Annotated in this window: 17 protein-coding genes and 2 rRNA genes; 8 read left to right on the top strand and 11 right to left on the bottom strand. The window is 66.5% G+C overall.

The genetic code is table 11. The annotated features are described in order from the left end of the window. Window positions 1-18 precede the first annotated feature (18 nt). Both msrA and msrB read right to left on the bottom strand, forming a co-directional pair. A complete protein-coding gene (gene msrA / locus IT184_18945; GenBank protein MCC7010897.1) occupies window positions 19-660 on the bottom strand; it encodes a peptide-methionine (S)-S-oxide reductase MsrA in 642 nt (213 codons plus the stop codon). Beyond that, on the bottom strand, window positions 657-1,082 hold the full coding sequence (msrB, locus tag IT184_18950; GenBank protein MCC7010898.1) for a peptide-methionine (R)-S-oxide reductase MsrB: 426 nt from the start codon (window positions 1,080-1,082) through the stop codon (window positions 657-659). Before msrB ends, msrA begins: the two co-directional genes overlap by 4 nt. A 90-nt stretch (window positions 1,083-1,172) precedes the next feature. On the opposite strand from msrB, the gene IT184_18955 reads away from it, so the two are divergent. The 5 genes from IT184_18955 to IT184_18975 all read left to right on the top strand — a co-directional run bounded on the left by IT184_18955 (window position 1,173) and on the right by IT184_18975 (window position 7,446). Further along, the gene (locus tag IT184_18955; GenBank protein MCC7010899.1) at window positions 1,173-1,820 is read left to right on the top strand and encodes a hypothetical protein; all 648 of its coding nucleotides are present in this window, start codon (window positions 1,173-1,175) and stop codon (window positions 1,818-1,820) included. Then, window positions 1,813-2,718 (top strand): patatin-like phospholipase family protein, encoded by a 906-nt coding sequence (locus IT184_18960; GenBank protein ID MCC7010900.1) that lies wholly within the window; start codon window positions 1,813-1,815, stop codon window positions 2,716-2,718. Before IT184_18955 ends, IT184_18960 begins: the two co-directional genes overlap by 8 nt. 11 nt (window positions 2,719-2,729) lie before the next feature. Then, the gene (locus tag IT184_18965; protein ID MCC7010901.1) at window positions 2,730-5,336 is read left to right on the top strand and encodes a hypothetical protein; all 2,607 of its coding nucleotides are present in this window, start codon (window positions 2,730-2,732) and stop codon (window positions 5,334-5,336) included. A gap of 10 nt (window positions 5,337-5,346) precedes the next feature. Then, window positions 5,347-6,096: an SDR family oxidoreductase gene (locus tag IT184_18970; protein ID MCC7010902.1), complete on the top strand. Its 750-nt coding sequence runs from the start codon at window positions 5,347-5,349 to the stop codon at window positions 6,094-6,096. Between the two features lie 318 nt (window positions 6,097-6,414). Continuing rightward, the gene (locus IT184_18975; GenBank protein ID MCC7010903.1) at window positions 6,415-7,446 is read left to right on the top strand and encodes a BACON domain-containing protein; all 1,032 of its coding nucleotides are present in this window, start codon (window positions 6,415-6,417) and stop codon (window positions 7,444-7,446) included. A gap of 67 nt (window positions 7,447-7,513) precedes the next feature. Here the strand turns inward: IT184_18975 and IT184_18980 are convergent, their stop codons facing one another. Continuing rightward, window positions 7,514-8,212, bottom strand: a complete 699-nt coding sequence (locus IT184_18980; protein MCC7010904.1) for a tetratricopeptide repeat protein — start codon at window positions 8,210-8,212, stop codon at window positions 7,514-7,516. Between the two features lie 87 nt (window positions 8,213-8,299). Between IT184_18980 and IT184_18985 the strand changes: the two genes are divergently transcribed. Both IT184_18985 and IT184_18990 read left to right on the top strand, forming a co-directional pair. Next, complete coding sequence (locus IT184_18985) at window positions 8,300-9,274, top strand: prolipoprotein diacylglyceryl transferase (protein MCC7010905.1); 975 nt, start codon at window positions 8,300-8,302, stop codon at window positions 9,272-9,274. A gap of 31 nt (window positions 9,275-9,305) precedes the next feature. Next, window positions 9,306-10,481: a M20/M25/M40 family metallo-hydrolase gene (locus IT184_18990; protein MCC7010906.1), complete on the top strand. Its 1,176-nt coding sequence runs from the start codon at window positions 9,306-9,308 to the stop codon at window positions 10,479-10,481. Here the strand turns inward: IT184_18990 and IT184_18995 are convergent. From IT184_18995 to IT184_19020, 6 genes are all read right to left on the bottom strand, one after another. Beyond that, window positions 10,464-11,486 carry an ROK family protein gene (locus tag IT184_18995; protein ID MCC7010907.1) on the bottom strand — a complete coding sequence of 341 codons (1,023 nt, stop codon included), beginning with the start codon at window positions 11,484-11,486 and terminating at the stop codon, window positions 10,464-10,466. The two genes, IT184_18990 and IT184_18995, sit on opposite strands and share 18 nt — an antisense overlap. 52 nt (window positions 11,487-11,538) lie before the next feature. Next, on the bottom strand, window positions 11,539-13,053 hold the full coding sequence (locus IT184_19000) for an aminopeptidase P N-terminal domain-containing protein (GenBank protein MCC7010908.1): 1,515 nt from the start codon (window positions 13,051-13,053) through the stop codon (window positions 11,539-11,541). 23 nt (window positions 13,054-13,076) lie between these two features. Beyond that, complete coding sequence (locus tag IT184_19005) at window positions 13,077-14,615, bottom strand: hypothetical protein (protein ID MCC7010909.1); 1,539 nt, start codon at window positions 14,613-14,615, stop codon at window positions 13,077-13,079. 194 nt (window positions 14,616-14,809) lie between these two features. Continuing rightward, window positions 14,810-16,306 (bottom strand): glycosyltransferase, encoded by a 1,497-nt coding sequence (locus tag IT184_19010; GenBank protein ID MCC7010910.1) that lies wholly within the window; start codon window positions 16,304-16,306, stop codon window positions 14,810-14,812. A gap of 86 nt (window positions 16,307-16,392) precedes the next feature. After that, the gene (locus tag IT184_19015; GenBank protein ID MCC7010911.1) at window positions 16,393-17,886 is read right to left on the bottom strand and encodes a HAMP domain-containing protein; all 1,494 of its coding nucleotides are present in this window, start codon (window positions 17,884-17,886) and stop codon (window positions 16,393-16,395) included. Then, a complete protein-coding gene (locus IT184_19020) occupies window positions 17,879-18,613 on the bottom strand; it encodes a response regulator transcription factor (GenBank protein MCC7010912.1) in 735 nt (244 codons plus the stop codon). Before IT184_19020 ends, IT184_19015 begins: the two co-directional genes overlap by 8 nt. Window positions 18,614-18,862: 249 nt before the next feature. On the opposite strand from IT184_19020, the gene IT184_19025 reads away from it, so the two are divergent. Continuing rightward, window positions 18,863-19,549, top strand: a complete 687-nt coding sequence (locus tag IT184_19025) for a DUF4956 domain-containing protein (GenBank protein MCC7010913.1) — start codon at window positions 18,863-18,865, stop codon at window positions 19,547-19,549. Between the two features lie 147 nt (window positions 19,550-19,696). On the opposite strand, the gene rrf is transcribed toward IT184_19025, so the two are convergent. After that, window positions 19,697-19,813 (bottom strand): 5S ribosomal RNA (gene rrf / locus IT184_19030). A 184-nt stretch (window positions 19,814-19,997) separates the two neighbouring features. Then, window positions 19,998-20,409 (bottom strand): 23S ribosomal RNA (locus IT184_19035); the annotation flags it as partial.

Below are 20,409 nucleotides of genomic sequence, written 5' to 3' on the forward strand. Positions count from 1 at the left end.
GCAGCGGGCACGCGATGCTCACGCGGGGACGCCGCACTTCACGCCTGTGCCGCCCAGCCCACAGTAGCCATTCGGGTTCTTCGCGAGATACTGCTGGTGGTAGGCCTCCGCGTAGTAGAACGCGGGCGCATCCGCGATCTCCGTCGTGATCTCGCCCAGCCCATGCGCCGCCAGCTCGCGGCCGTACTCGGCGCGGCTCCGCTCGGCGGCAGCACGCTGTGCCGCAGAGTAGACATACACGGTCGAGCGGTACTGCGTGCCGACATCGTTGCCTTGCCGCATCCCCTGCGTGGGGTCGTGGTTCTCCCAGAAGAGGCGGAGCAGCTCCTCGTAGCGCATCACGCGCGGATCGAACACGACGAGCACGACCTCAGCGTGCCCGGTGTGGCCAGAACACACCTCCTCGTACGTCGGGTTCGGCGTGTAGCCGCCGGCGTAGCCGACAGCGGTCGTGTAGACGCCCGTCGCCTGCCAGAACTTCCGCTCGGCGCCCCAGAAACATCCCATGCCGAACAGCGCGTGTTCGAGCCCTGCCGGAAATGGGCCAGCGAGCGGCCGGCCGTTGACCGCGTGGTGTTCAGGCACCGGGAGCGGTTCGTCCCTGCCCTTCAACGCCTCGGCTGACGAGGGCATCCGCAGCTTCGCGCCGAAGTAGCTCATCGCTGCGGCTCCTCCGATCCGGTGGGCGTGAACGTGAGCGCGACGCCGTTCATGCAGTAGCGAAGGCCTGTCGGCACCGGGCCATCCTCGAACACATGGCCGAGGTGTCCGCCGCAGCGCGCACAGTGCACCTCGGTGCGGGACATCAGATGCGAGCGATCCACGCTCGTGCCGACAGCGTCTTCCCGCGCCGCGAAGAAACTGGGCCAGCCGCTGCCACTTTCGTACTTCGTCTCGGAGTTGAACAGCACCTGTCCGCATCCGGCGCACTGGTACTCGCCAGGCCGCTTTTCTTTGTTCAGCAGGCTCGTCCCTCGCATCTCCGTGCCGTGGCGGCGCAGCACGTCGTACTGCTCCGGCGACAGGCGGGCGCGCCATTCGTCTTCCGTCCGCGTCACGTCAAACTTGATATCCGTGGCCATGGATCCCCCTGGTCTTGGATGTGTACCCAGCGTAGCTGGTTTCGATGACGGCGCCAAAGAGTCGGCGTGCCGTTTGCTAGAATCGCCGCCGTGCTCAGCCTTGGCCGCCTGCTGACGCTGACGATCCTTGGGGGCGTCGTCTATCTCGGGTTCGTCGCAGGGCCGTTCGGAGGGCTCGGGCCCGGCGATTTCAGTCCTGAAACCGTGGCCGAACGTGAGGTCGCCTTCTGGCAGGCGACGCGCGCCCGTGAGGAGTTCGGCGCCTTCGTCAACGCCGTGAGGCTTCAGCGTGAGCAGCACCGATACTCGTGGTTCCGGGCGCTCGAAGCGGGGTTCTACACCACGAGGGCGGCGCTGACCTTCCAAGGACTGCACAGCCGCTACGAGCGTGTGCTACCGGATCTCGAGACGGCAGCCGGCGTCCAGAAGGCCTGGACCAAGGCGGACCTCGATCCATCCGCGGTCGCGCGCGCGGAGCTGAACTGGTGGGTCACGCGTCGTCTTCCTCATCTCAGCACGCTCGATCAGGTCGCCCCGCTGATCGAGAGGGACTACGAGCTGCGGTACCGGCTGCGCCCGGGTGCGGCATCGGATGCCGCGGCTCGGCGAGCCGAGGCCGCCCTGCTGTTCGACGCGAGCGACGTGGATCCGAACCTGCCGGCCATCACCCGACTGCTCACGGCCTCTTACCAGTCTCTCCGCCGGACGCTCGTTCGGACCGACGCCGCAGGTGATTGACCTGCTGCGCCGACGCAAGGCTCGCGGCGTCCGCCCCTTCGACGACGCGGCGCGCATCGCGCTCGTCGTCGAAGGGGGCGCCATGCGCGGCGTCATCTCGGCCGGCATGGTGTGGGCGCTCGAGGATCTCGGCTACGGCGACGTCTTCGACGCCGTGTACGGATCCTCGGCGGGTGCGATCAATGCGGCCTACTTCCTCGCAGGTCAGGCCGGGCTGGGCACGTCGATCTACTACGAGGACATCAACAACACCAGGTTCATCGACCTCGCACGCCCGGTCCGCGGCCGGCCGATCGTCAACCTGGCGTTCCTGCTCGACGACGTCGCGCGTCACCGCAAGCGGCTCGATGCGGAGCGCGTGCTCCGGGCGGCGTCGCCGCTCACCGTGATCGCGACCGACGTCGACGCGCGAATCTCCCGTCCCCTGCGCGGGTTCCGGACGGCCGCGCAACTGTTCGATGCGTTGCGCGCGAGCGCCACGATGCCCGTCGTCGCCGGCGAGCCGTCGGAGTACGAAGGGCGACGCTACCTCGACGCGTCGATCACGGAGCCGATTCCGATCCCGACGGCCGAGCGCGAAGGGCACACGCACGTGCTGGCGCTGCTCACGCGAGGCGGCGGCATGCGGCCGAAGCCGTCGGCGCTCGACCGCTACTTCGTGGGTCCGAGGCTGCGACGTCTCTCGCCAGACCTGGCCGCGCGTTACCTTGGCCGGTCTGGCCCCTACGCGGCGCTGATACGCGATGTCGACGCTGGCACTGGCCCGCTCGGCCGCACAGCGGTTCGGGCCATCCGCGTGAGCGACTACCCGATCGGCCGGCTCGAACGGCGGCGCCCCGTGCTCGAGCGCGGCGCCAGGCTCGGCTACGACGCCATCATGCGCGCCTTCGAGACGTAGAATCGTGCGGCGTGCGACTCCCATTCCGCACCCGCCGATCGCTGGCCGTCCTCGCCGCTACGGCGGCGGCCGCGGCCGGCGGCCTCATCTGGCATCTGTCGCATCGCGCCGTCGTGCCTGATCCGGGCGTTCCGCTCGCGCTCGCCCGCGACCGCGCCGCGCGCGTCCGTGACCTGCGGTACGCGGTGTCACTGCACCTGCCGGCCTCGCTCGCCGATCCGGTGACGGGACGCGTGACCATCAGCTTCACCTTGTCGGACGCTTCGTCGGCGCTCGCGCTCGACTTCCGTCAGCCGGCCAGCCACCTGCGCCGTGTCGTCGCCCGCAACCGCGACGTGGCGGTCTCGCCCGTCAATGGACACATCGTGCTCCCGGCGTCCGCGCTGGAGGTCGGTAGGAACACGATCGACCTCGAGTTCGTGGCCGGCGACGAAGCCCTGAATCGGCACGACGAGTACCTCTACACGCTGTTCGTGCCCGCGCGGGCCTCGTTCGCGCTGCCCTGCTTCGATCAGCCCAACCTCAAGGCTCGATGGTCCGTGACACTCGACATGCCGCACGATTGGGTGGCCGTGGCGAACGCGGCGGAGTCGACGCGCGCGCCTGCGGCCGGCGGACGAACGAGCGTCCAGTTCGCGGAAACCGAGCCGCTGCCCACGTATCTCGTGGCGTTCGCGGCGGGCCGATTTGCGGTCGAGTCGTCCGATCGGCACGGCCGGCCCATTCGGCTGTTCCACCGGGAGACGGACCGAAGCCGTATCGCAAGGAACCGCGAGGCGCTCATCGACCTCCAGGCGCAGGCCCTCGCCTGGCTCGAGTCCTATACCGGCATTCCGTATCCGTTCGGCAAGCTCGACGTCGTGCTCCTGCCCGCGTTCCAGTTCAGCGGCATGGAGCATCCCGGCGCGCTGTACTACAACGCCGGGAGCCTGCTGCTCGATCCCTCCGCAACGCAGAACCAGTTGCTGAACCGGGCGAGCCTCATCGCGCACGAGACCGCCCACATGTGGTTCGGCAACCTCGTCACGATCTCGTGGTTCGACGACGTGTGGCTGAAAGAGGTGTTCGCGAACCTGATGGCCGCGAAGATCGTGTCCCCGGCGTTCCCGGACGTGAACCACGATCTCCGCTTTCTGTATCAGCACGTGCCGGCCGCCTATGACGTCGACCGCACGGCCGGCGCGAATCCCGTCCGCCAGCCGCTCGACAACCTCGACGAGGCCGGAACGCTGTATGGGGCGATCATCTATCAGAAAGCGCCGGTTGCGATGCGACAGCTCGAGCTCGCGGTTGGCGAAGACCTGTTTCGTGACGCGCTGCGCGAGTATCTCGAGGCTCATCGGTACGGCAACGCCGACTGGCCCGACCTCGTCGACCGCCTGGATCGGCGGACGACTCTCGACCTGCGCGCCTGGAGCCGCGCGTGGATCGAGCAGCCTGGCCGCCCGACCATTCGAACGGAGCTGGCGACCGAGCGCGGCGCGATCGCTCGCCTGGCGTTCGTACAGGACGATGCTCGCGGCCGCGCGCTCGTCTGGCCAGAGCGCGCGCGAGTGGTGCTGCAGGCCGGCCGGGCGGTCCACACGTTCGACGTGATGCTCGAGGAGCGCGAGACGACGATTGCGCAAGCCGTCGGCCTCCCGGCACCGGCGTGGGTGCTGCCGGTCGGACGTGGCGCGGAGTACGGCTTCTTCGATCTCGATGCCGCCACGCTCGCCTACTTGACGCGCCGGCTGCCGGAGATTCGCGATCCGCTCGTGCGCGGAGCCGCGCTCGTCGCGCTCTGGGAGGCCATGCTCGAGAACCGCGTCGAGCCCGAACAGGTATTCCGCCTGCTCGCTGACAGCGTCGCCTCGGAGCCCGACGAGCTCAACGTGCAGCACATGCTGGAACGCGTTCGGGAGCTGTTCTGGCGATTCACCGGTCCGGATGCGAGGCAGGAGGCGGCCGCCCAGCTCGAGCCCGTGCTCCGGCGCGGGCTGGCCGCCGCCACCCGGCCGAGCCTGAAGGGCGCATGGCTCGCCGCCTTTCGCAGCATCGCCCTGAGCGAGGCCGGCGTCTCGTGGCTCGAGCAGCTCTGGCGCCATGACGCGTCGATCCCGGGGCTGCCGTTGACGGAAGTCGACGAAACGGATCTTGCGCTCGAGCTCGCGCTGCGCGACGTCGAACACGCCGCCGAGATCCTCGCCGCCCAACGTGATCGCATCGCGAACCCAGACCGGCGAGCGAGATTCGAGTTCCTCCTGCCGGCCGTGTCGGCCGATCCGGCAATCCGAGAGGGTTTCTTCACCGCGCTGACGCGGGCCGAAGGACGGCGCCAGGAGTCGTGGACCATCGACGGCATGCGGTACCTGCACCATCCACTCCGGGCATCGTCGTCAAGGCGTCTGATTCGACCAGCGCTCGCACTGCTGCCGGAGCTGCAACGCACTGGCGACATCTTCTTTCCGAAGCGGTGGGCGGACGCCACGCTCGGCGGCTACCAATCCGTGCAGACCGCGGCTGACGTGCGGAGGTTCGTGGACGAACTGCCGCAGGACTATCCGGCGCGGCTGCGCTGGATTCTGCTGTCTGCTGCCGACCCGCTGTTCAGAGCCGCGAGATTCCAACAGCAGTAGAGAGGTGGCCATGAATCAGATCGATGTGAAAGGCCGGCGCGCGGTGATCACGGGCGGCGCGAAAGGCATCGGCCTGGCGATTGCGGAACGGCTGACCGCGTCGGGCGCCACGTGCTGGCTGTGGGATCGCGATGCGGCCGCACTCGAGAAGGCGGCGAGGCGGATCGGCGGCCATCACACGCAAGGCGTGGCCGTGGACGTCGCCGACGCGGCGTCGGTCACGACGGCGGCGGAAACGACGCTTGCAGCGGCGGGCACGGTGGAGATCCTCGTCAACAACGCCGGGATCGCGGGCGTCGCGAAGAAGACGTGGGAGTGCACGCCCGAGCAATGGCAGGAGGTCCTGCAGATCGATCTCTTCGGCGTGTTCCTGTGCTGCCGCGCGCTCGTCCCGCAGATGATCGCCAATGGCTACGGCCGGATCGTCAACATCGCGTCCATTGCCGGCAAGGAAGGCAACCCCAATGCGTCGCACTACAGTGCGGCGAAGGCCGGCGTCATCGGCCTGACCAAGTCGCTGGGCAAGGAGCTCGCCCAGACTGGCGTGCTCGTGAACTGCATCACGCCGGCCGTGATCGACACCGACATCCTCCCACAGGTGACCCCAGCGCACATCGAGTACATGCTCTCGAAGATCCCCATGAACCGGTTCGGGAGAGTCGACGAAGTGGCCGCGCTGGCGGCCTGGCTGGCCTCGTCGGACTGCTCCTTCAGCACCGGCGCCGTCTTCGACCTGTCGGGAGGACGGGCGACGTACTGAAGAGGACCCGGCCAGGCGGAACGGGCTCCTCGGCGGGAATATTCCGGACCGCCGCTGATTTCCGCGGGCTGCCGCGTGTGGCTCGCCGGCGCAATCCGTCATCGTGCGATCGCAGTGTGGCCGAGGTCTTGCGGAACGCACCTCCGAGGCTTCCATATGCGGCACCTTGCTCGCTCATCAGCCCTCGGTGTTCTTCTGTCCGCGTGGACGTTGTGGGCCTGCCGTGATACGCCATCCGAACCGACACCGCTGCCGTGCAGCTACGCGCTGTCGCCGACCTCGGTCACGGCCGATGCCGCAGGCGGTACCGGAAACGTCGTGCTGACGACCCGTGCGACGTGCGATTGGACGACATCGGCGGCCGACGCTTGGGTGACGGTGCAGCCTGCTTCCGGCGCCGGATCGAGCACCATCACCTACGTGGTGGCGTCCAACGAGAGCTCGGCCACGCGGGTGGGACACTTCAAGGTTCAGGACATCACGGTCACGGTCGCGCAGGCTGGACGGGCGCAATGCACCTATGACGTGTCTCCGCGCGCGGCGACGTTCTCAGGTGAAGGCGGGAACGGCACGCTGCACGTCCTCACCGCCGCGGGCTGCCCGTGGAAGGCGGAATCGAACGTGGACTGGATCGGCATCGTGCTCGCGGGACCTGGACAGGGTCAGGGCGATGTTGGCTATGCCGTGTCCCGCAATGGCGGTGCGACGATGCGCACGGGCGTCGTCTCGATCGCGGGTGTGCAGGTCCTGCTGACGCAGATCCCCGTCGAGACGCAGCCCAGCCCGGCCGACTGCGATTACCAGGTATCGCCCACCGAGTTCGTCCTGCACTGGCATCAGACCGTCGGCGAGGTGAATCTCGCCACGCGTGGAGGATGCCCCTGGACCGTCACCTCAGGCGCCGGGTGGCTGGGGCTCGGCACGCCCGGGCAGGGGACCGGGTCCGCCGGCATCACGTTCACGAGCACGGTCTACAAGGAAGAAGGGTCGCGCCGCGCACCGCTGCAGGTTCGGTGGCCATTCCCGACCGCCGGCCAGAACGTGTGGGTGACACAGGAAGGCTGCCTGTTCGCCTTGTCGCGAACCAGTCAGGCGGTCTCCGCCTCCGGCGCGTCCGATCGGATCGATGTCTTCGGGGATCCAGTGAGCGCGTCGTGCCCGATCAGTTGCTCGTTCACCGCGGTCTCGAACGCGTCCTGGGTCCGGATCACGTCGCAAGGCACCGGAACGGGCATGCGCGACACGGGCTGGGTCTTCTACACGATCGATGCGAACACGACGGGAGTTCAGCGGACGGCGACGATCACGGTGGAGACGAAGACATTGACGATCACGCAGGCCGGGAGCTAGGGGAATGCGGCTCAGTGTCGACGGCACGTCGGTCAGCTCGTGACGGCCGAGTGTGCCGAGGACTCGCTCAGTCGAGCGCGGCGAGCCGCGCTCGCGCTCTTGCTTTGAACTCGTTCACTTCCGGGATCCACTCCGGGTGGAGAGGAGCGTCGATGACCTTTTCAAGTTCAGCGCGGGCCTCGCCCTTTCGTTTCATGTCGAGCAGCACCTCGGCGAGGAAGTAGTGTGAGGCGGCGCTTTCTGGGTCGTACGTGAGCGAGCGCTGCAGGTGCTCGACGGCTTTCGCATTGCTGCCGCCGAACAGGGAGGGGACTTTGTCGTACCACCGGCCGAGCGCGCGATCGGCCGAGCCCTGCTGAAAGGCCGGATCGATCCGCAACACGATCTCCAGTTCGCGTTTGACGGGCCCGCGGTATCGGATCCCCGCGATCAGACCGAACGACTCGGCCATGGCGCCCATGTCGGCCGCCAGCCAGAAGTGACCTTCAGGACGATCGGGTTGCAGCAGGATCGCGCGGCGCGCGGCTGCCATGCCCCGTTCGTATTGAGCGCGACGCTTGTCGCGATCGACGTGGCCACCCACCCAGTAGCCCGCACGTCCCAGCTTCCAGGCCGCCTCGAAATCGTTCGGATCGGCAGCAAGGCGCCGCTCCCAGATGTCGGCAGCGAGCAACGCGCTCGCGATCCGCTCACGATCGGCATAGAGCGCGTCGGGGTCGTCGGCCGCCCTCGCGCTGCCGATGGCAGCCGGCCAGAACCACGGCATCAGAGCGAGAAGCCATGCGAGAGCCATCGTGCCGGCACCTGCGAACCATTCTCGCGCCGCCGGCGGCATTCCGGTAGTCTGGCTGCGATGCCCGGCCCCTTCGTCCACCGAATCGATCCGATTCTCACCACGGTCTCGGGCGTACACCTGTGGTGGTACGGACTCAGCTATGCAGTCGGTTTTCTGCAATTGCACGGGTACGCGGCGCGGCATCGCCGCAGTCTGGGATTGACGTCGCGGGAGCTCTACGGTCTGTCGCTGTGCCTCTCAATTGGCGTGTTGTTCGGTGGGCGCGCGGTCGAGGTCTCGTTCGATGAGTGGCCGTTCTATCGAGACCATCCCGAGTTCGTTCCCGCGCTCTGGTTGGGCGGAATGGCGACCCATGGCCTGCTCGCCGGCGCCGCGGCGGGCCTCGTCGTCTACACGTACGCGTTCCGCAAGCCGCTGCTCGAGCTGGCCGATGCGTTGGTTGTTCCCGGTGCGTTCCTCATGGGCATCGGACGCCTCGGCAACTTCATCGACGGGCAGATCGTCGGTGCGATGACCGACGTCTGGTGGGGCGTGCAGTTCCCGGATGCGGCCGGCGTGCGCCATCCGGTTGTGCTGTACGACGGGGTCAAGAACCTGCTCTTGATTCCCTACCTCATCCACGTGCGGCGCACGAACCCGGCGCCGGGAGCTGCGGCGGCGAGGTTCGTGTTCTGGTATGCGTTCCTCCGGATCTTCCTCGACCTGTTTCGAGATTACCCGACACACCGTCTGGCCCTCGGTACGGGACAGACGCTGAACATCGTCATGATGGCGCTCGGCGGCGTGCTGCTCTGGCGGTCGAGGCAACGCCGGCTGGGTCGCTTGGCGCCTCGCCCGCCGATCGTGCCGCTGGCCGGTCCCGACGTGCCGGCGTCGCTGCTGCAGAAGGCCGGCTTCGCGCTGGTGCTGCTCGTCTCGCTGTCCATCCCGAGCAACTGGACCCAGGACGTGCCAGCGCGCTACGGCCATCGCCATGCCGGCCTCGAGCATTCCTGGCTGTATCCCGCGATTGACACGCGGCCCCGCCGCTAACGGCGTCGAGTCCAGTCGCTACAATCCAGCCATGGCATCGTTGACCTCGAGAGCCGAGCGCGCGCGCCGCGAGCGCTGGCTGCTGGAGCTGACCGACATCCCGACGGCGAGCGGCCACGAGGACCGAGTCATCGCGTGGGTCGAGCGATGGGCGCGGCGCCGTCCTCATCTGACGCTCACTCGAGACAGAGCTGGCAATCTGCTTCTGTGTCGCCGCGTCATCACCCGCGCGGATCGCCGCCGGCGTCCGCTCTACGTCACGGCGCATCTCGATCATCCGGCGTTCGTGGTACGGCGTCGCACGGCTCAGCGGGAGCTCGAGACGGAGTTCCGAGGCGGCGTGCAGCCACACTACTTCGTGGGCGCCGCCGTGGAGGTCACCGATCAACGCAGTCGCCTCCATCGCGGCATTGTCTCGGCCTATGACAGCGAAGCCAAGCCGTTTCCTCGCGCGATGGTGGCGCTGAATGCGCCCGGCGCCGGCATACGTCCCGGCGACATCGCGCGGTGGGCGCTCGACGAGGACTTGCCGCTGCCCAGGATCGTCGACGGCCGGCTCCATGCCCGGGCGTGCGACGACCTGGCCGGCGTCGCGGCCACGCTCTCGGCGTACGATCGGCTCGCGCACGATCCCGAATGCGGCCACGTGCGCGTTCTGTTCACTCGGGCGGAGGAGGTTGGATTCATCGGCGCGATCGCCTGCTGCCGAGCGGGCACGCTGCCGCCAGACAGCGCCATCGTCTGCGTGGAAACGTCACGCGCCTTCACGGATTCGCCCGTCGGCGCCGGCCCGATCGTGCGCGTCGGCGACCGCTCCGGGGTCTTCAGCGGGCCGCTGACGAATGCGATCACCGCGATCGCCGCCCGTCATGCCGATGAGAAACCGCAGTTCGCCTGGCAGCGGAAACTGATGACGGGCGGCACGTGCGAAGCGACGGCGTTCACCGCATTCGGCTATGAGGCTGCGTGCCTCTGTATGCCGCTGGCCAACTACCACAACATGATCGGTGATTCCGAGCCGGCAGATAGACGCCTCGGCTCGGAAATCATCGCGCTCCATGACTTTCACGGGCTCGTCGAACTGCTGGTGGCCGTCGGGCGCGACCTCGACGTCGAGCACCGCCCGTTCAGATCGCGCATGGACGCGCTCTTCGACGCGCACCGGAACGTGCTCTCGGCGGCTGTCGGTCTAGACCGACGCTTGTGACGCCCTGAGAAGACGCAGGGCCTCGATCGCCGCGCCGCGCGACCCCGCCGTGTCGCCGTTGGGCATCACGTGGATCGGGATGCCTGCCTGCTCTTCGCGCTGCGGCGGCATGCCGGCGCGAATCTCGCTGACGAACCAGCGCTGGAATGCTTCATCGGTCTCGAGCGCGCCGCCGCCGACGATGAGTGCATCGGGATCGAAGGTGTTGATCATCTCGTCGAAGAACAACCCGAGCGCACGCGCCTGCACCCGGAACACCTCACGACAGAGCTCATCGCCGCGTTCGGCCATCCCGCGAACGAGCCTGGCGGCGCGCGCGGCATCGCCCACGCTCGCGAGCGGGTGCTGCGGCGCCTTCGCCAGAAAGTACGGCAACAGCGATCGTTCGATCGCAGTCAGCGAGCAGAGGGACTCGAGATCTCCGAGCCTGCCGCAGTTGCAGCGCGGCACCAATCCATCGATTCCTGGAATGCTCTGATACGGGACGAGCACGTGGCCCGACTCGCCGCCGAACCCGTGCCGGCCGATGACCACCCGCCCGTTCGCGATGACGCCGCCGCCCAGCCCCGTGCCGATGATGGCCGACACCGACGTGGCCTCGTTCGACGCACCGAACAGCGTGAAGTGCCCCCAGAGCGCGCCGGCGTTTCCATCGTTGAGATAGACGACCGGAACGTTCAGGCGACGTTCCAATCCCGACCGGACGTCGAATCCCGCCCATGCCGGGTGGACGAAGTTCGTCGAGCCGCGAGCGCTCAGCACTCCCTCCGCGCTCGCCGGTCCCGGCGTGTCGAGCCCGATGACGACGACGTCGCTCGGATCGAGGCCCGCCATCGTCGCGGCCATCAGCAGCCCGTCAGCGATCTGCTGCAGGCAGACGACCGGACCTTCCTTCGAGAGGCTCGGATGTTCACAGAGCCGCTCGAGCAGGAACGTCTCGTCCTCAGTCAAGAAGGTGTAGTTGATCGCGGTTCCGCCGAGATCGATGCCAGCTGCGATACGCACAGTCCCACTCCGAAGCGGCCGTACTCTATCACCGGAGACGGGCGCGCATGCTTCAACGAGCGCTGCCGACGGCGGCCTCGACTTCGGCGGCGCGGCGCGGCACGGCGCGGGACAACATCTCGGGCCCATTCGGCGTCATCAGGAACGAATCCTCGACGCGAATCCCGATGTTTCGGTATCGGTCCACCAGCGGCCGGACAGCCTCCGCGTAAGCCTGCATGGCCGACGACGGCGGCAGCCGATCGAACGCGTCGGGCCGGATGTAAATCCCCGGTTCGATGACGAAGGCCGATCCGACGTCGAGCCGTTCAATCGGTTCGTGCACGTCCAAGCCGATGCCATGGACTGGTCCGTGCGGATACCAGAGATCGACCTGGGCGTCCCGTTCGGGCCCACCTGACGCGCGCAGGAATCCCAGCGAGGCGAGGCCTTCCGCAATTGACTGTCGTACTGCCGCTGTGACGTCGCTCACGGGACGGCCCGGCCGTGCGGCCGCGATCCCCGCATCCTGGGCGCGTAGCACCACGTCGTAGATCGCGCGCTGTGCTGACGTGAACCTGCCGCCCACGGGCCAGGTTCGAGTGATGTCACCAGTCAGCCCCTGAAAGCTCCCGGCCGCGTCAACGAGGAGCAGGTCGCCCGCCTGCATCTGCCGAGTCGCAGCGAGATAGTGCAGCGTGGTGGCATTTGGACCGCTGCCAACGATCGGCGGGTAACCCCATGACATCGCGCCGCGCGACAGGAACCCATGCTCCAGCACGGCCTTGATCTGGTATTCCCACAGGGCAGCCCTCGTCGCTCGCATGGCCTCGAGATGGGCCTCGGCCGAAATCTGGACGCTTCGGCGTAGCACCCTCTGCTCATAGGGCGTTTTGATTCGTCGTTGTTGGAGCAGGATCTCGGCTGCGCTGACGACTTGGACGGACGGGTATTTCGCGACAATCGCACGAGCCCAGGCAACCTGCGTCTCGCCGTCTCGACCGAGTCCGAGATCGACGTCGCGATCCGTCACGCGTCCGACCACCGCCAGCCGCGCCCGGCCCTGGCGGACGGCGTCGATCACATCGGCGACCTCGCCTGCCGGAAGACCAGCCGATGAGCCTTCGAACCGGCCCGAAAGCAGCCCGTCGATGAAGCGATCGAACTGCTCACTGCGTTCCTGCACGATCACGGTCTCGATGCCGCCGGCGGAGGTAATCTCCGCTGGCGTCAGCAAGTGGCCTGACCAGAGCTCGTGCTGCGCGTTCGGCGCTTTCGCGAACACGATCGCCCGCCGCGACCTGGCTCCGGGCAGAAGCACCAGGACCGTGTCCGGCTGGGCGATGCCTGTCAGATAGAAGAAACTGGATTCCTGTCGGTACGGGTAGTCGATGTCAGCCGAATAGACGCGCGGCGGCGCGCTCCACAGGACCAGCATGGTCTCTGCACCGAGCGCGGCCATCGTTCGTGCGCGCCGAGCATTCAGATCGGCGACGAATTCGCCTGGCGTACCGATCGAATGCAGTTGGACGGGCGAGCCCAGGACGGTCGACCAAAGACCGGCCGTCGCGACCGCCGCGAGCATCACGCGCCGTGCCGCGCCGGATCTCGTCACCGAAACAGCAGGATCCACTCCGCTCCGCCGTTGCTAGCCAGCATACGCTTCTGCCATCCGTGCGCTTCAGGATCCTGCAGCAGGCGATCGCCGCCAGGCATCCGGCTGAGATCTCCACGGATCCGAGGCTGCACGAACAGCGCTGACACCATCGTATCGTCCAGAGCGCGTTCGAGGCCGCCGCCGGCGCTCTGTGCCGCCATGAGGAAATCGTAGCTGTCGTACGACGCCGCCCCCACGAGGCCCAGATAGGACTGGAGCTCCCAAGCGAAGTCACCGAGGACAACCCGGCCGTTCAGCCGATTCAGCACCGGCACGACAGGCCGCAGTGCCCGATATGCATTCATCAAAGGACGCGACGAGCGATGTTCTGCATAGTAGGGCGACACGACGATCAGGGAGACGAGCACGATAGCGGCGGCCGCGCGGCCATGCCACCCGCTCCAGCGGCGCGTCAGGATCTGGACGGCGCTCGCGCAGACCGCCATGAGGCACACGGTCAGACCGAACAGATACGATGGCCGCGGCCGCTGCGTCAGGATCACCGGCAGTGACACGACAGAGATCGACGCCATCGCGCCCCACAACATCGCGCGGGAACGGTACCAGGCTTGCCACCACTGGCGACGGTCTCGCCACAGGGCTCGCGCTGCGAGAAGCGTGACGACCAAGGCCGCACCGGACAACACGACTGCCAGTGCGCTATCAGGATGCTCGACGGGCGCATAGTCCGGGTTCGCGCCGCCCCAGGTTCGATTGAACAACGCCAACTGCAGGCCCGCCGGAACCAGCGCGAGATTCCAGCTCATGTGTGCCAGCACCGCGCGAGGATTTGCGACGACCATCTGCCGGAACGTGGGCGTCGGCGAGCCGAACGTGGCGGCGGCGAGCGCGTAACACTCGGTCCACGGGCTCTCGTGCCATTCGGGATGACGCTGCGAATACCCGAACGCATAGACCTGACACATGTTGACGGTGTGCTTGGCCGCGACGTGTGCGGACAGTGCCGGACCGCGGACGATCGAGCGCGACAGAAACATGGTGCAGACAACAGCCGCCACCATCATCGGAGCGAGATACCACGCCAGCCGGCCCGACACCCCACGCCACTCCTTCCGGGCCTTGTCCGAGCGGATCTCGGCAAGCCCACAGAGGCACGCGAAGAGCCCGCTGGCGAGGAAGAGCTCATTTCGCACGAGCACGGCCGATGTCAGGAACACCCCCAGGGCGAGGCCTCGGCCTACGCTCCCGCGGACGTGCCCGACAATGAGCAGAATCGCGAGAAGAGGTAACAAGGCGAAGAGGTGTACTTCATACAGCGTGTTGAAGTTGATCGGCATCACCGCCCACCACACGGCGACGAGCAGCGCGAGCGCGGGTGGTAGCAGACGTCGCATGACCGCCAGGACGCCCGCCGTAGCCGCCAGGACGATCGCGACACGATGCACCGTGGTCGCCGCGTAGGCATCGCGTAGGAGGGCGTAGACCGTTCCGTAGAACGCCGTGTACAGGGGCGACCAGACGATATCGACCATGTGCCGATTCGCCCAGAGGGCGGCACCCCGGAAGTAGGAGCTCGTGTCGCCCGTGGTGAGGTCTCGGTACCGCCAGATGCCCCACAGTACTTTTGTCTGCAGAAGGACCACTGCAGCGTAGCTCGGCCACGCCCGAGCAAAACACCAGGCCAACAGACGATCCGCGCGTCCGGCTGCCGACCGAGCCAGCGAGCTCACACCGACACGCGCTCCCGCTCCCCGCGTGCTTCGGCGCGTGTGAGGAGCAGATCAAGAGAGGGGTGTGGCTGTGCGACGAGAACTACCTGATAGGAGAACAAGTTCCGCCACAAACGGATCAAGAGCCTGTTGACCGCGAGAAGGCCGCGAGCTATCCACGTGCTGCCAATGGCGAGCGGAACGGGCGCCGGCATGCCCGTCATCGAGCGGACCTCGAAGCCCTGCTGCTCGAACAAACGACGGAACGACCGAAACGTGAACAGGCGGGTGTGTGTCAGATCTAGAATCCCGCGCTTCCCGTAATTGAACTGTCCGATCAGCAGCATCAGCCGCGTCACCACAAATGCCACGTTTCCGGTGCTGGCAATGATCCGCGTCGACGGGCGCCGCCCACAGGCGCGTCCGAGGTCGGCGACGAACTGCTCGGGTCGTGCGAGGTGTTCCAGCACGTCCAGCAGTAGCACGCAGTCGAAGGCCGCGACGTCGACCGGCGGCAGGCCGGCATTCAGGTCATGGAGGTGGAATCCGTCCAGCGCGACGTCCGGATGCGGCGACCGCTGGTCCACGCCGACCACGTAGTTCCCGTTGGCCCGAATCGCGGCGGCTACCCGACCGCCCGCACACCCGAGATCGAGCGTCCTTGTTCCCGAGCCGACGGTTCTGAGGGCGAACGTATGGGGGCTCTCGAATGCGACCTTCGAGTGGTAGGTCTCGACCGGAGCGGCCGGCTGAGCGCAGTCGAACTTGGGTTCGTAGAAGATGCCCAGATCCTGCGCTTTGGCCTTCAAGACGGCTATCATCACGTCCTTCGCGTACTTCAGCCCGTTCACCCGGCAAATCTCGTCCCCGTAGTACGTCGGGATGGGCCGCTCCGCGATGCGCAGCCCCGCCCTCAGCAACTGCACGATGATCTCCGTGTCGAAGTGGAAGTCGTTCGTGTTCCGGTCAAATGGCACCTGCGCCAGCGCCCGGACCGCATACACGCGATAGCCCGAATGGTACTCGCTCAGCGCCGCCCCAAGGACTCGGTTCTCGCACCACGTGAGGATGCGGTTGCCCACGTACTTGTAGAAAGGCATGCCGCCTTGGAGTGCGGAGCGCTCGGACAGCATCCGCGATCCGAAGCAGACATCCGCAGATCCGTCATGAACGGGACGCACGAGGTCAGGCAGACATTCGGGCGCATATTGGCCGTCGCCATGGAGCAGCGCAACGTAGTCGAACTTCTGCGTAATGGCGTACTGATAGCCGATCTTCTGGTTGCCGCCGTAGCCTTGATTCACCGGATTGAACAACACGCGGATCGGGAACCTCACCGCGCCGCGCCCTGCTGCGGCCTGGGTGATCTCGAACGTCCGATCGTGCGAAGAATCGTCGATTACCAGGATCTCGGTGTCGTACGTGTCTCCGAGTGACGGCGGTATCCTCGACAGCACTCCATCGATCGTGTGTTCGGCATGATAGGCCACGACGAAGATCAACAGCCGGGGCATGGGCACAGTCAGGATCAGATTCGGTCTGCGGACGGCACCGTGATTGTAGTGCACGGACGAGCAAGGCTTGCCGCGACGATTGCTCGCTACACTGCTGTCGACTGTGGGAGGACGATCTCGACACGCGCGCCGCCTTCCGGGCGGTTCGACGCGGTGATTTGGCCGCCGTGCCGTGTCACGATGGCTCGGACAATCGACAGCCCCAGGCCGGAGCCCGACGGAATGTCGGTGCCGGTGCGGGACTGATCGACCTTGTAGAACCGATCGAAGACTCGATCCAGGTGCTCGGTGGGAATCCCCTGACCGGTGTCCTCGACGGACAATCGCGTGCCCTTCGGATCAGCTTGCGCGCGAACCGCGATGGTCCCACCGTCCGGTGTGTGCCGGATCGCATTTGCTACGAGGTTCTGCAGTGCCTGCTCGAGCCTGTTCGGATCTCCGCTCAGCGTCATGGCTTCCGGCTCGATCGTCGTCAGCAATGCGATTCCCCGGTCGGCGAGCACCTGCTCGTGCCGTCGCCGGATTCGATCGAACAGCTGCGGAATCGCTACCGGCTCGATGCGCCATGTCCCTCCGCCGCCTTCGAGCCTCGCGAGATCGAGCAGGTCCCCGATGATGTGTTCCAGGCGTTCGGCCTCCTCGCTGATGATCTGCAGGTAGCGCGACTGGGTCTCGGCGTCGAGCGAGACCTCTTTCATCTGGAGCGTCTCGACGTAGCCGCGCACGGCCGCGAGTGGCGTCATCAGCTCGTGCGACACGTCGGCAAGGAGCTGCCGTCGCGTCCGATCCGAGCGTTCGAGCGCCGTCGTGCGCTGCTCCAGCTCAGAGGCCATCTCGTTGAATACGCCTGCAAGCGCCGCGACCTCGTCGCCGCCCGCAACTGGAGCGCGAACGCCCAACTCGCCCGCGCCGATCGCCCGGGCCGCATCCTGCAGATGACGCAGCCTTCTGCGCGCCGGGCGGAAGATCACGAGAGCCGCCACCGCGGTGCCGGCCGTCAGGAGCACGGCTGCTACGGCTCCCAGGAGTGGCCCAAGGTCTCGGGCCGCCATCCACAACGGAGGCGGCTCGAGCGGCACGGCCGCGATACCGGTCACGGTGCCGTTGACGACGACCGGTGCGAACTCCCCGCTTGGTGGCGGCACGCCGGCGGGCCCGGACGAGCCGCGGCCGAACTCACGCCAGCCAGACCGTTCGCCACGGTCTCGTCGTCCCCCTTGCATCCCCTCGAAGATGCGTCCGCGGGCCTGGCGCGCGAGCATCGGCGGCGGGGGCACGCGATGATTCACGACCGTACGCCCATCGGCGAGGACGACCACGAAGCCGCGTGACGAGCCCGAGTAGCGTTCGTTGATGAACCTGTCGAGATCGGCGTCGGGCCTCTCGCTAAGCAGTCCTGAGACATCCGCCGCCAGCGCGGCAGCCAGTTGTGCCGGCGTCCGGTTCGGAAACAGATCCGCCATCCGGCCGGTCATCCAGAGGAAGACGATCGCTTGCACGAGCAGCACCGCCGCCAGGACCCCGACGAAGCCCAGCGCGATGCGCCAATAGAGGCTGCGATACCAGACGGGTTCAGACATCGGTGAACTTGTAACCCGTGCCCCACACGGTCAGGATCAGCTTCGGATCTCTCGTGTCGGCCTCGATCTTCTGCCTGAGCCGTTTGATCAGAGTATCCACGCTTCGCTCGGTGACGTGCGTCTCGGGCGTCCATACCCGATCGAGCAGCGTCTCGCGTGTGAAGACGATGCCAGGGTGCGCAGCGAGCAGGAATAGAACATCGAATTCATGGGGCGTGAGCTCGATCGGCTGACCGTCGAGCATCGCCTGCCGGCGCCTCGCGTCCAGTCGAAGCGGCCCGGCTTCGACGACATCTGCCTGTGGCGAGGCCGGGCCATCAGATCGACGAGGTCGCCGGAGCAACGCCCGTACACGAGCCACGAGCTCGCGAATGCCGAACGGCTTCGTGAGGTAGTCGTCGGCGCCGCTTTCCAGGCCAAGGACCTTGTCGGACTCATCGCGTCGTGCCGTGAGCATGAGAATGGGCACGTCGCCATTCTGCAACTGCCGGCGGATCGATCGGCACACCGCGACACCGTCCACGTTCGGCAGCATCAGATCGAGAATGACCAGGTCGAAGCGCTCGGCCTCGGTTCGTCGGATCGCTTCATCACCGGCATTTGCCACTGCGACGTCGAGTCCCTCCAGACCGAGATGAAGAGTCACGAGATCGCGAATGTGCCGTTCGTCCTCGACCACCAGGGCACGGCGTCGAGGCGCCGAACCGGTCTCGTCTGCCGTCGTCACCACGTGGCTCCTCCTCTATTGCTAGAACACCCGTCGAAGGGACGTGTGACAAGAGCATGACACGGGCGTGAAGAGAATATGACGCCTGCCTCGGCGTGTCCGCCACGACCGGCCGCTCTCATCCCACCGCCCGCCGTCGGACCGACTCGCGCGCACGCAGCTTGTTTTCAAGTATCGTCTCTTCACTGGAGGCGCTTCCCAGGGGCCCGCGCATTCGGCGCGCTTCGTTCGTCCCGGGCAGCCGATGGTATGCCTGAACTGCTGGCCAACGCACTGGCCGCCGGTCCCACGCTCGCGTGGGAGACGGTAGCGGTGCGACTCGTATTCGCCCTCGTCTTGGGCCGACTCGTCGCCGTGGTCTATCTCTGGTCTCGACCGGGCAGCGAGCGCACGCCGACGTTTCCGACCACGCTCGTCCTGCTGACGGTGCTGATCGCGATGGTCACCCAGGTCATTGGCGACAACGTCGCGCGCGCGTTCAGCCTCGTGGGTGCGCTTTCGATCGTCAGATTCCGGACGGTGGTGCGCGACACGGAGGACACGGCCTTCGTCATCTTCGCCGTCATCGTCGGAATGGCGGTTGGCGGCAACAACGTACCGGTCGCCGTGACGGGCATCGCCATCGTGACGGCGGCGGCGTTCTGGATGAAGCCGAAGGGGCTCGACGGCGCCGGTGGTCTGGAGTATACGCTTACGGTCCGTGTTGGCATCGGCCAGAATCTTCATGCCCTGGTAGGTAAGACCATCGAGACACACACGCTGGACCATCGCCTGCTATCGCTGACGACGGCCAAACAGGGGCTATCCCTCAACGCCTCCTACCTGATTCGGCTGCGTCCGGACAGGCTCCCTGACGACCTTCTCAAGCAGCTCAACGGCACCGACGGCGTGCAGGACGTCGGCATTTCGACGACACGAGAAGAGAACGAGGGGTGAGGTGCCTTGGCCCTGCCTGCGGGGCAGGGGTTCCTCCTCGACCGTCAGTAGCGGTCCTGGAGAGCCGATCATCCTCATCCGGCAGCCAACAAGACGCGTGCAGAAAGCAGAAAGGCCGGACGCCTCTCGGCGTCCGGCCTGAAAAAATCCCGGCAGTGACCTACTCTCCCACACAGTTACCCATGCAGTACCATCGGCGGTAGCAGGCTTAACTTCCGTGTTCGGAATGGGAACGGGTGTGACCCTGCTCCTATGACCACCGGGAAACCAAATTTCAAGGTGTGGCGACGGAACATACGCCCGTCGGCACGTGCGGGTGGGAGCGCATTTCGCCTCCCAGCCGCAAAACGTTCTGACAGCTGAATATCCTGCAAACGGTAGTTTCTCGTCACCACGCCAACCACGCGTGCTGAGAATGTGCTGGCTGCGAGTCCAGCGAAAAGAATCAATGATCAAGCCTCACGGCAGATTAGTATCGGTAAGCTCCACGCCTCACGGCGTGTCCACACCCGACCTATCGACCTGGTCATCTTCCAGGTGCCTTCAGGGATCTTGCGATCCAGGGAGATCTCATCTCGTGGAGGGTTTCACGCTTAGATGCTTTCAGCGTTTCTCCCGTCCGCACATAGCTACCGAGCGCTGCCGTTGGCACGACAACTCGTACACCAGAGGTGCGTTCAACCCGGTCCTCTCGTACTAAGGTCAACCCCACTCAAATCTCCTGCGCCCATGGCAGATAGAGACCGAACTGTCTCGCGACGTTCTAAACCCAGCTCACGTACCGCTTTAACCGGCGAACAGCCGGACCCTTGGAACCTGCTACAGCTCCAGGATGCGATGAGCCGACATCGAGGTGCCAA

The organism is Acidobacteriota bacterium, assembly GCA_020853395.1.
GTDB lineage: Bacteria > Acidobacteriota > Vicinamibacteria > Vicinamibacterales > SCN-69-37 > JADYYY01.